Raw genomic sequence first — 10,278 nt, forward strand, 5'->3', positions numbered from 1 at the left:
CCCTCACCCCGGCCCTCTCCCCCCCAGGGGGGAGAGGGAGCTAGACGGCGCCCGGCTCCTTGTCGTTGCGAAACGGTCCCCCCTCCCCCCGTGGGAAGGGGGCAGGGGGCGGGGGTGGGGCTTGGGGTGCCCCCACACGCGGGCGCTCTCCCCCCCAGGGGTGAGAGGGAGGTAGACGGCGCCCGGCTCACTGCCGCCGCGAAACGGTCCCCCCTCCCCCTGTGGGAGGGGGACAGGGGGAGGGGGAGCCGGCGGGTTCCCGTGTGCGGCCCCCGGCCGGTCACCGGGCACCGCAGGCCAAGGTCGCGGCCCACGCCGGAATCACTCCACCCAGTCGGCCACGAAGATGTCGGTGGCCCGGGGCTTCTCCGGGTTCCGGTTGGAGGCCCAGACGAGCTGCTTCCCGTCGGGCCGGAACATGGGGAACCCGTCGAACACGTCGTTGAAGGTGATCCGCTCGAGCCCCGTGCCGTCCAGGTTCACGAGGTAGAGCTCGAAGTTGTGGCCGTACCGGCCGATGTCGGGCCGCCAGTCGTCCATGTTGCTCGAGAACACGATCCGCCGGCCGTCGGGGTGCCACGACGGGGCCCAGTTGGTGGCGCCGTTCGTGAGGATCCGCCGCTGGTTGGAGCCGTCGGCGTCCATGACCCAGAGGTCGAGGGGCACGGGCACGATGTAGTCGTTTTCCATGCACTCCTTCCAGAGGGCGTGCTCCTCGGGGGTCTGGGGGTGCCACGCCCGCCACACGATCTTCGTGCCGTCGGGCGACCACCAGGGCCCCCCGTCGTAGCCCACGGTGTGGGTGAGGCGGCGGACGTTGGAGCCATCGGCGTCCATGACGTAGATGTCGAAGTCGCCGTCGCGCTTCGAGCCGAACACGATCCGCCGGCCGTCGGGCGACACGATGGGCTCGGCGTCGTAGGCCGGGTTGTCGGTGATCCGCACCGGGTTCGAGCCGTCGGCGTCGGCCACGAAGATGTCGTAGGGGAAGAGCGGCCACACGTACCGCCGGCCCGGGGGCGGGGCCGGGCGGGGCGGGCAGTCGCCCGGCAGGTGGGCCGTGGAGGCGTACACGATCTTCTGGTCGCCCGGGAAGAAGAAGGAGCAGGTGTGGGCGCCGTGGTCGGGGCTCACCCTGCGCTTTCCGGTGCCGTCGGCGTTCATCACCCAGATCTTGTCGCAGGCGTACCCCCCCCGGTTCGACTGCCAGATGAGCCGGGTGCCGTCCCAGGAGAAGTAGGCCTCGCCGTTGTCGCCCTCAAAGGTGAGCTGCCGGATGTTTCGAAGATGGGGCCCCTCGGCCGCCGGTTCCGACGGGCGAACCGACGCGACCGGCCGGCAGGCGGCCGACAGGAGGGCCAGGGCCAGGAACAACGGGCGTAGACGCATCGGCGAACTCTCCCCACGAGCACGCTCGGTGCCGGAACCGGCCGAACCGCCAGCCGCCTGGCCGCCCGGCAGCCGAGCCGTCACAACACCGTGATCACCCCCTCGAGCTTCCACAGGGCGGCGTACACGGTCCGGAGTTCCTCGGCCGAGTCCACCCGGGCGGTCACGGTGGCCGAGATGTAGGCCGCCTGGCGGCTCAGGCGGGTGCGAAGCTCCACGCCCCGGTCGTCGCCGAGGATCTCCCGCACGACCCGGAACGCGGCCGGCGCGAACTCCCGGGTGTGGTGGCCGATGGCCTTGAACGAGAACCGGGTGGGGAAGTCGATGAACTCCTCCACCGGGATGCGGCGGTCTTCCACGGTCAGTCCCTCATCCCGGCGCAGCGCACGCAGGCCTGGTCTTCGGGGCCCAGCTCCTCTTTCGTCTCGGCCTGGAGGGCGATGGTGCGCACCCCGCAGAGCGACCAGAGCACCCCGTACTCCCGGTGGGCCTCGCTGTGCCACCGGGTCTTCCCCGGCAGCCGAAACCACGAGCCCCGGTGGGAGACGTCCCTCCCCTCGCCGGTTTCATCTTGTTTCATGGGGCCTCCTCCCCGAAAAACGACGCGGCCCCCATTCTAGTCCAGGGGGCCGCGTCGGGAAACCCGGGCCGTAAGGCCCGCAGGAACACCGGTCGCGGCTTGGAAGCCGCTCCCACAGGTTGGGGTAGCCGCTGACGCTGGAATCACAAAGGATTTTGGCCTCCCAGCGTCCTAGCCTCCAAGCCTCCCAGCGGGGCCAAAGGCCCGGACCCCTACCCGCACTCCGAGTAGCCGCAGCTGCGGCACAGCACGCAGCCCTCCTCGTGCTCCAGGGCGTCGCCGCACTCGGGGCAGGCCCCGCCCACGTCCACGTGCTTTTCGATCTCCCGCTCGGGCTCGAGGTGGCGGTGCACCGCGATCGCCAGGGCGTCGGCGCAGGAGAGCACCCGGTTCGGCCCGAACCCGGCGGGCTTGTGGCAGGAGATGCCCCGGAGTTGGCGCACCACCGGCTCGGGTTTCACCCCCGAGCGCCAGGCGAGGGACACGAGCCGGCCGATGGCCTCGCACTGACTCGCGGCGCAACCCCCGGCCTTGCCCATGGTGGTGAACACCTCGAAGAGCCCCTGCTCGTCCTCGTTGATGGTGACGTAGAGGAGGCCGCACCCGGTCTGCATCTGGTACGTCTTGCCGGTGAGCACGAGGGGCCGGTCCCGCTTGCGGGGTGCGGGCTCGGGCGGGGTCTTCTTCTTCGCCTCGGTCGAGGGTTTCACGAGCACCTGGCTCTCCCGGCTGCCGTCCCGGTAGATCGTGAGCCCCTTGCACCCCAGCTCGTAGGCCAGCCAGAAGGCCCGGGCCACGTCCTCTTTGGTGGCCGACCGGGGGAAGTTCACGGTTTTCGACACCGCGTTGTTGGTGTGCTCCTGGAACGCGGCCTGCATCTCCAGGTGGGCCTTGGGGTCGATGTCGTGGGCTGTGACGAACACCTCCCGCACGTCGTCCGGCACCTGGGGCACCTCCGCCAAGGAGGCCCCCTCGGCGATGCGGCGCATGACCTCGGGAGAGTCGAACCCCCGCTCCCGGGCCGCCCGGGCGAACACGGGGTTCACCTCCACGAGTTCCTCCCCGTCCAGCACCCGCCGCACGTAGGCCAGGGAGAACACGGGCTCGATCCCCGAGGAGCTTCCGGCGAGGATCGAGATGGTGCCCGTGGGGGCGATGGTGGTGCGGGTGGCGTTCCGGACGGGGCGGGCGCCCGGCCGGTCGTAGATGGAGCCTCGGAAGTTCGGAAACGCCCCGCGCTCCTCGGCCAAGTCCTCGCTCGCCTCCCGGGCCACCCGGTCCACGAACCCCATGACCTTGTGGGCGAGGTCCACCGACTCGGCCGAGCCGTACCGGATGCCGAGTTGGTAGAGGAGGTCGGCCCACCCCATGACCCCCAGGCCGATCTTGCGGTTCGCCCGGGTCATCCGTTCGATCTCGGGCAGGGGGTAGCGGTTCACGTCCACCACGTTGTCGAGGAAGTGCACGGCGAGCCGGACGGTCTCCTCGAGCTTTTCCCAGTCCACCTCGCCGTCCCGGGCCATGCGGGCCAGGTTCACGCTGCCCAGGTTGCACGACTCGTAGGGCAGGAGCGGCTGTTCCCCGCAGGGGTTCGTGGACTCGATGGCCCCCACGTGGGGGGTGGGGTTGTCGCGGTTGATCCGGTCGATGAACACGATGCCCGGCTCCCCGGATTTCCAGGCCTCCTCCACGATCGTGTCGAACACCTCTCGCGCCCGGAGCCGGCCCGCCACCTCCCCGTTTCGGGGGTTCACGAGGTCGTACTCCCCGTCGGCCCGCACCGCCTCCATGAACGCCTCGGTGACGGCCACTGAGAGGTTGAAGTTCGTGAGCACGTCCGGGTTCGATTTGACCGTGATGAACTCCAGGATGTCGGGGTGGTCCACCCGCAGGATCCCCATGTTGGCGCCCCGGCGGGTGCCCCCCTGCTTGATCATCTCGGTCGCGGTGTCGAACACCTTCATGAAGCTGATGGGACCCGAGGACACCCCGCTCGTGGAGCGTACGATGTCGTTCTTGGGCCGGATGCGCGAGAAGCTAAACCCCGTGCCGCCGCCCGACTTGTGGATCAGGGCCGTGTTCTTCACGGCCTCGAAGATGCTGTCCATGGAGTCCTCCACGGGCAGCACGAAGCAGGCCGAAAGCTGCCCCAGTTCCCGGCCGGCGTTCATGAGGGTGGGGGAGTTGGGCAGGAACTCGAGCCGGGCCATCGCCTGGTAGAAGGCCACGGCCGTCTGCTCCACGTCGGCCTCGGGGTCGTGGAACCGGTCGGCCTCGGCCACCGCCCGGGCCACCCGCCAGAGCATCTCCTTGGGGGTCTCGGTGGGTTTCCCGTCGGGGCCCTTCTTGAGATAGCGCTTCTCCAGCACCACGAGGGCGTTCGGCGAAAAGGCGGGTTCGATCTCCAGGGGGATCACGCGGGCGGCCGAGTGGGGCATCGGGTCCTCCTATCGGCGGGAAGAGGTTCAATATCTAGTGGATGCTGTGTGTAGTCCAACAAGATGTTGGGGTCAACGGTGGATTTTCGCCGAAAAAAAGAGGCGGCCCGAAGGCCGCCTCGATTCCGGAGCGTTTTCGTCCCTTTACGATTTCTCGGACTTCTCCCCTTCGGCTTCCGGCCCGGGGTGGCCCGGGTCGGTGCCCGGCGGGGGGGGTACCCCGGGCTCTTCCTTCTTGGGCTTCGGCTCGGCCTCGGGTTCCAGAACCGCCTCCTCGAGGTCCCGGGCCTCCTCCACGGGCGTCTCCTCCACCGGGGGGGTCGGTTCGGGTTCCACCTCGGCGAGCGCCGGTTCGTCCGGTTGGGGCGCCGGCGCCTCCTCGGCGGCCCCGAAGGCCTCCGCTTCTTCCTCTGGGAAGTGCTTCTTGGCCCGGCTCAGCCGCGCGATGGCGTCTCGCAGGTGCTCGATCTCCTCGCGGTTCTTCCGGATGCTCTCCACGAGGAACTTCACCTCTTCCTCCTCGAGGATACCGGTCTGGCCGTTCACCACGGCGTTGTAGACCAGGTTGCCCAGGTCCCGGAGATCGGCCTTGATCTCCTTCTGGAGCGCCGCGATCCGCATCCGCTTCTTCAAAATCCGGCTCTGCTTGGTGGTCTCGAACGCCAGCACCGAAAGGCCCTTCTGGGTCTTCCGGATCAGGCTGTCTCCCTGGCCCGCCATGTGCGCCTCCTTTCCCCACGTAACCCCAACGGTTTTCAGCGATCCCACAAGGCTCGCGAATGTATCGGCAACGCCGGGGGGTGTCAAGGCGGCAAAGCGCCTCCGGAAAGGGGCTGGGCGGGGCTGGCTTGGGGGGAAGTCTGTGCTATTTTGAGCGCCATGCGACCCGCCCGCCGTTTCCTGTCCCTCTGGATTCTGATCCTGCTCGCCGCCGGGCCGGCCCGGGCCGCCGTGGTGCCCCTTTTGGAGATCGAGGGGCCGATCGGCCCGGTGGCGGCCGAGTACGTGGAGGAGGCCCTGGCCGAGGTGGACCCGGTGGCCACCCCGGCGGTGATCCTGCGGATCGACACCCCGGGCGGGCTCGACGCCTCCATGCGCCGCATCGTGCGGGCCGTGCTCCGAAGCCCCGTGCCGGTGGTGGCCTGGGTCGGCCCCTCGGGGGCCCGGGCCGCGAGCGCCGGCCTCTTCGTGGTGGCGGCCGCCCACGTGGCGGCCATGGCGCCGGGCACGAACCTGGGGGCCGCCCATCCGGTGGCCCTGGGGGGCGGCGGGGGGGAGGACGACACCCTGGCCCGGAAGGCCGAGGAGGACGCGGCCGCGTACCTGCGCTCCCTCGCGCGGCAGCGGGGGCGAGACCCGGCCTGGTTCGAGGAGGCCGTGCGCGAGAGCCGAAGCCTTGCGGCCGAGGAGGCCCTGGAACAGGGGGTGGTGGACCTTCTGGCCGCCTCGCCCGAGGAGCTCCTGGGGAAGCTGGAGGGCCGCAAGGTCCCCTTCGGCACGGCCGAGATCGAGCTCCGCGTCGCGGGGGCACGGGTGCGGCCAGTGCCGATGGGGCTCCGGCACCGAGCCCTTCGGGTGCTCTCGGACCCCAACGTGGCCTACCTCCTTCTGCTTCTTGGGTTCTACGGACTTTTCTTCGAGCTCTCGAACCCGGGGGCCATCTTCCCCGGGGTGCTCGGCGGGCTCTGCCTCATCCTGGCGTTCGTGGGGCTCCAGACCCTGCCGTTCCACTACGGCGGGGTGCTCCTGATCCTCCTGGGTCTCGTGCTCCTCCTCCTCGAGGTCAAGATCACCTCGTTCGGGCTCCTCACGGTGGGCGGGGTGGTGTGCCTGGTGCTCGGGAGCCTCATGCTGTTTCGCTCCAGCGAGGCCTACTACCGGGTGAGCTGGACGGTGCTCGTGCCGGCCGTGGCCGGGACGGTGGCGTTTTTCGCCTTTGCCGTGGGCAAGGGCTTGGCGGCCCAGAAGGCTCGGCGGCTGGGGGGGAGCGAGGGGCTCGTGGGCGAACGGGGCCGGGTGGTGGAGCCCCCGGGGCCCGACCGGCCCGGCCGGGTGTTTGTCCACGGGGAGTACTGGAACGCCCGGTGCCCCGACCCGGTGGAACCCGGGGCGGAGGTGGAGGTGGTGTCCGTGGAGGGCCTCACCCTGACCGTGCGGCCGGTACCTCGCGGATCCGCGGGGGAGCAAGGGTCGGCCTGAGGAAGGAAGACCACGGAGAACACGGAGAGCACGGAGGCCAGGGAGCGCGAGGGGAGACCGTACTACATTTGGCGCCCTGAAACCGTCCGTCGCTGAGGCTTCGAGCTTCCAAGCTTCCCAGCTTCCCAGCTTTCCAGCTTCCCAGCCTGAAAAGGAGGAGTCTGCCATGCCCGGGTTCGTGATGTTTCTGCCGGTGTTCGTGTTCGTCCTTCTGGTCTTCCTCGTCTCGGCCATCCGGATCCTTCGGGAGTACGAGCGGGCCGTGATCTTCCGGCTGGGCCGGGCCGTGGGGGTGAAGGGGCCGGGGCTCATCCTGCTCATCCCGTTCGTGGACCGGATGGTGAAGGTGAGCCTTCGCACCGTGGCTCACGACGTGCCGCCCCAGGACGTGATCACCGCCGACAACGTGTCGGTCAAGGTCAACGCGGTGGTGTACTTCCGGGTGATCGACCCCATGAAGGCCATCGTCGAGGTGGAGGACTACCTCTACGCCACGAGCCAGCTCGCCCAGACCACCCTGCGGAGCGTCTCGGGCGAGGCCCAGCTCGATGAGCTCCTCTCCCATCGGGAGAAGATCAACCAGAAGCTCCAGGAGATCCTCGACCGCCACACCGACCCCTGGGGGGTCAAGGTCTCGACGGTGGAACTGAAGCACATCGACCTGCCGAGCGAGATGCAGCGGGCCATGGCCCGCCAGGCCGAGGCCGAGCGGGAGCGCCGGGCCAAGATCATCGCGGCCGAGGGCGAGTTCCAGGCCGCCGAAAAGCTCACGGCCGCGGCCCGGACCATCGGCCAGGAACCCACGGCGATCCAGCTCCGGTTCCTCCAGACGCTCCTGGAGGTCAGCGCCTCGAGCGGGGCCAAGACGATTGTGTTCCCGGTGCCGGTGGACCTTCTCAAGGCGTTCGCCGACCGGGGGCCGGAAAAACCGTGACCCTGCCGCCCCGGCCCGAGGGCGAAACCCGCGAGGGCCTCCTGGGCCTCCACGGGAGAGTGGAGGGGTTCTGGCGCCGGACCCGGGAGGCCTTGGGGGAGGCCGTGCGCTGCCGGCCGGGGTGCGACGGGTGCTGCCGCCAGGTGTTGCGGCTCCGGCCGGTGGAGGCGGGGCACTTGGTGGAGGGCCTCTCGTCGCTGGGGCCTCAAGAGGTCGCGCTCTTGCGGCGGGCCCTGGACGCCCCCCTGACCGGCTGCCCCCTCCTCCACTCCGGCGTCTGCCTCCTTTACGAGTACCGGCCGCTTTTGTGCCGCACCCACGGACTGCTCCTTCTCCGGCGGGAGGGGGGAACGGCGGTGCTCCACCACTGCCCCGAGAACTTCGGCAATCTCACCGGGCGCAGCGTGCCGGGGGCCCTCGTGCTCGACGAGGGGCGCCTCGCGGCCGTGGCCGACGCCCTAGACGTCCGGTACCGCCGGGAGGTCGGGTGGACCGGGGGCCGGGTCGGGATCGACGAGCTCCTGCGCCGGGCGCTGGAGGCTTGAACCGGTCGGCCCGGACCTGATAGGAACCCACGCACCTCGCGTCCCCACCACGCGGAGAGATCCGGATGGCGCGCCCGGTTCGCATCGAGTTCCCCGGCGCCACCTACCTGGTGACCGCCAAGGCGCTGCCCCGACGGCGGTGGTTCCGCACCGCCGACGAGGCGGCGGCGTTGGTGGTGCGGCTTCCGGAGATCGTGGACGCCTACGGGGTGCGGGTCCACGCCGCGTGCGTGCTCCCCGACCACTACCATCTGCTCCTCGAAACCCCCCGGGCCAACTTGTCCCGGGCGGTCCACCGGTGGAACACCTTCCTGACTGCCCGGGTGAAGGCGGAGGGTCCGATCCTGCGGGGCCGGTTCCGGGCGCTTTTGATCGACCCCGAGGACTGGTTGGTGCCGCTCTCGGTCCGGGTCCACCTGAACCCGGTGCGACGGGGGCTTGCCGATCACCCCGCCGGGTACCCGGCCTCGAGCGCCCGGGCGTACTGGGAGCCCCGGGCCGGGATGCCGGGGGTCTGGACCCGGTCGGTGCTCTCCCGGGCGGGGGGGCGCGAGGCGTACCGAAAGGCCTTGGAGGCTGAGCTCGCGACGCCGTCCCCGCCCCCCTGGAAGGAGGCGTGGCGGGGGCTCGTGCTGGGGGGCGACGGGCTGCGGCAGCGGGCGCTCGCCCTCCTGGAGGGCAAGGACCTGAGGGAGTTCCCCGGGTTCGGCCGGCCCGAGCCCGCGGCCGATCTCGACGCCGTGGTGGCCCGGGTGGCCGAGTACACGGGGCTCAGCCCCGAGCAGGTGGTGCGGGGCAAGTTCCAGCGGGTGCTGGCCCGGAAGCTCGCCCTGTACCTGGCCCGTAAGTACACCGGGCTCACCCTGCGGGAGATCGGGGACCGGTTCGGGCTCGACTACACCTCGGTGCACATGGCGGTGCGCCGCACGGAGGAGCGGCGGCGGGACGATCCGGCCCTGGATGCGATGCTCCGGGACCTGGAGGCGTCCCTGGCGCCGGAGGGACCCACCAAACCGCAGGAGCCCGTCCCCGCCCCCGAACCGGCCCCGGAGCCCAAGCCAAAACGCCGCAGGAAGGCGGGGGAACCTCCCCTCCAGCTCAAGCTGTTCTGACGCGCGGACGTCTGGACGTGCGGACGTTGGGACGGGGGGATGTTGTCGGCTCAAGCGCAGGTTCGGCCGGTTTCCGACGCCGGGGATGCACCAGTCAGATCCCTCGCCACGACGAACGACCAACGACGAACGACCGGCGAGCCGGGCCGCCTGGCCGCCCAGCCACAACCCACGGAGTCGCTCTCCCGATGACCACGATCCGCCTGGGCTACTCGCCCTGCCCGAACGACACGTTCCTCTTCTACGCGCTGGTCTACGGCAAAATCGACACCGGCGGGATTCGGTTCGAGCCGGTCCTCGAGGACGTGGAAACCCTGAACCGGTGGGCCTTGGAGGGCCGGCTCCCCATGACCAAGGTGAGCTACGGGGTGGTGGGCGCGGTGGCTCCCCGGTACTGGTGCCTGCGTTCGGGCGGGGCCCTGGGGTGGGGGTGCGGGCCGCTCTTGGTGGCCCGGGAGGCCCGGCCGCTGGAGGAGCTGCTCGACGGCCCCGTGGCCGTGCCGGGGCTCCACACGACGGCCTACCGCCTGCTGACCCTCCGGGCCGGCCGGCCCTTCGAGGCCGTGCCCATGGTGTTCCACGAGGTCATGCCGGCCGTGGCCCGGGGGGAGGTGGCGGCCGGGCTCGTGATCCACGAGGGCCGGTTCACGTACCGGACCCACGGCCTCGTGGCCGTGGAGGATCTGGGGGCGTGGTGGGAGGAGCGGTTCGGGGTTCCGGTGCCGTTGGGGGGGATCCTTCTGCGGCGGGACGCCGGGGTGGAGCCGGAGCGGGTCCAGCGCCTCGTGCGCGAGAGCGTGGCCTACGCCCTCGCGCATCCGGACGAGCCCATGGCCTACGTGCGGGCCCACGCCCAGGAGATGGACGAGGAGGTCGTGCGGAGCCACATCGGGCTCTACGTGAACCGATTCAGCTTGGACCTGGGAGACGAGGGATGCCGTGCGGTGGAAACCCTGCTCCACCGGGGAAAGGTGGGGGAAACCTTTCCCCGGTGGGAAGGGCCGCTCTTCCCCCCGGAAGAGCTTCCGGGAGCTTAGGCCGCCGGGGCGACGGCGGCCCGGACTTCGCTCAGGAGTTCCGA

Annotated in this window: 10 protein-coding genes; 5 read left to right on the top strand and 5 right to left on the bottom strand. The window is 70.5% G+C overall.

Annotation, left to right across the window (positions count from 1 at the left end; translation table 11 throughout):
• Positions 1–321: 321 nt before the first annotated feature.
• The 5 genes from ACY0I8_RS12960 to ACY0I8_RS12980 all read right to left on the bottom strand — a co-directional run bounded on the left by ACY0I8_RS12960 (position 322) and on the right by ACY0I8_RS12980 (position 5,127).
• On the bottom strand, positions 322–1,389 hold the full coding sequence (locus tag ACY0I8_RS12960) for a hypothetical protein (RefSeq protein WP_461395082.1): 1,068 nt from the start codon (positions 1,387–1,389) through the stop codon (positions 322–324).
• An 80-nt stretch (positions 1,390–1,469) separates the two neighbouring features.
• Complete coding sequence (locus tag ACY0I8_RS12965; protein WP_461395083.1) at positions 1,470–1,748, bottom strand: DUF493 domain-containing protein; 279 nt, start codon at positions 1,746–1,748, stop codon at positions 1,470–1,472.
• Between the two features lie 2 nt (positions 1,749–1,750).
• Entirely contained in the window at positions 1,751–1,969 is a 219-nt protein-coding gene (locus ACY0I8_RS12970; protein WP_461395084.1) for a hypothetical protein, read from the bottom strand.
• Between the two features lie 212 nt (positions 1,970–2,181).
• Complete coding sequence (locus ACY0I8_RS12975) at positions 2,182–4,407, bottom strand: vitamin B12-dependent ribonucleotide reductase (protein ID WP_461395085.1); 2,226 nt, start codon at positions 4,405–4,407, stop codon at positions 2,182–2,184.
• 144 nt (positions 4,408–4,551) lie between these two features.
• The gene (locus ACY0I8_RS12980; protein WP_461395086.1) at positions 4,552–5,127 is read right to left on the bottom strand and encodes a hypothetical protein; all 576 of its coding nucleotides are present in this window, start codon (positions 5,125–5,127) and stop codon (positions 4,552–4,554) included.
• A 159-nt stretch (positions 5,128–5,286) separates the two neighbouring features.
• On the opposite strand from ACY0I8_RS12980, the gene ACY0I8_RS12985 reads away from it, so the two are divergent.
• From ACY0I8_RS12985 to ACY0I8_RS13005, 5 genes are all read left to right on the top strand, one after another.
• Positions 5,287–6,606 (top strand): NfeD family protein, encoded by a 1,320-nt coding sequence (locus tag ACY0I8_RS12985; RefSeq protein ID WP_461395087.1) that lies wholly within the window; start codon positions 5,287–5,289, stop codon positions 6,604–6,606.
• A gap of 166 nt (positions 6,607–6,772) precedes the next feature.
• Positions 6,773–7,540 carry a slipin family protein gene (locus tag ACY0I8_RS12990; protein WP_461395088.1) on the top strand — a complete coding sequence of 256 codons (768 nt, stop codon included), beginning with the start codon at positions 6,773–6,775 and terminating at the stop codon, positions 7,538–7,540.
• Entirely contained in the window at positions 7,537–8,085 is a 549-nt protein-coding gene (locus tag ACY0I8_RS12995; protein WP_461395089.1) for a YkgJ family cysteine cluster protein, read from the top strand. The genes ACY0I8_RS12990 and ACY0I8_RS12995 overlap by 4 nt, the downstream gene beginning before the upstream one ends.
• 65 nt (positions 8,086–8,150) lie before the next feature.
• Entirely contained in the window at positions 8,151–9,197 is a 1,047-nt protein-coding gene (locus ACY0I8_RS13000) for a helix-turn-helix domain-containing protein (RefSeq protein WP_461395090.1), read from the top strand.
• Between the two features lie 188 nt (positions 9,198–9,385).
• Complete coding sequence (locus ACY0I8_RS13005; RefSeq protein WP_461395091.1) at positions 9,386–10,234, top strand: 1,4-dihydroxy-6-naphthoate synthase; 849 nt, start codon at positions 9,386–9,388, stop codon at positions 10,232–10,234.
• Positions 10,235–10,278 lie beyond the last annotated feature (44 nt).

Source organism: Deferrisoma sp. (genome assembly GCF_054681715.1).

What these genes read in the sequence shown, in the direction of transcription:
- ACY0I8_RS12960 (WP_461395082.1), bottom strand. Translation starts at nt 1,389, where the DNA reads ATGCGTCTACGCCCGTTGTTCCTGGCCCTGGCCCTCCTGTCGGCCGCC.
- ACY0I8_RS12970 (WP_461395084.1), bottom strand. Translation starts at nt 1,969, where the DNA reads ATGAAACAAGATGAAACCGGCGAGGGGAGGGACGTCTCCCACCGGGGC.
- ACY0I8_RS12975 (WP_461395085.1), bottom strand. Translation starts at nt 4,407, where the DNA reads ATGCCCCACTCGGCCGCCCGCGTGATCCCCCTGGAGATCGAACCCGCC.
- ACY0I8_RS12980 (WP_461395086.1), bottom strand. Translation starts at nt 5,127, where the DNA reads ATGGCGGGCCAGGGAGACAGCCTGATCCGGAAGACCCAGAAGGGCCTT.
- ACY0I8_RS12985 (WP_461395087.1), top strand. Translation starts at nt 5,287, where the DNA reads ATGCGACCCGCCCGCCGTTTCCTGTCCCTCTGGATTCTGATCCTGCTC.
- ACY0I8_RS12990 (WP_461395088.1), top strand. Translation starts at nt 6,773, where the DNA reads ATGCCCGGGTTCGTGATGTTTCTGCCGGTGTTCGTGTTCGTCCTTCTG.
- ACY0I8_RS13000 (WP_461395090.1), top strand. Translation starts at nt 8,151, where the DNA reads ATGGCGCGCCCGGTTCGCATCGAGTTCCCCGGCGCCACCTACCTGGTG.
- ACY0I8_RS13005 (WP_461395091.1), top strand. Translation starts at nt 9,386, where the DNA reads ATGACCACGATCCGCCTGGGCTACTCGCCCTGCCCGAACGACACGTTC.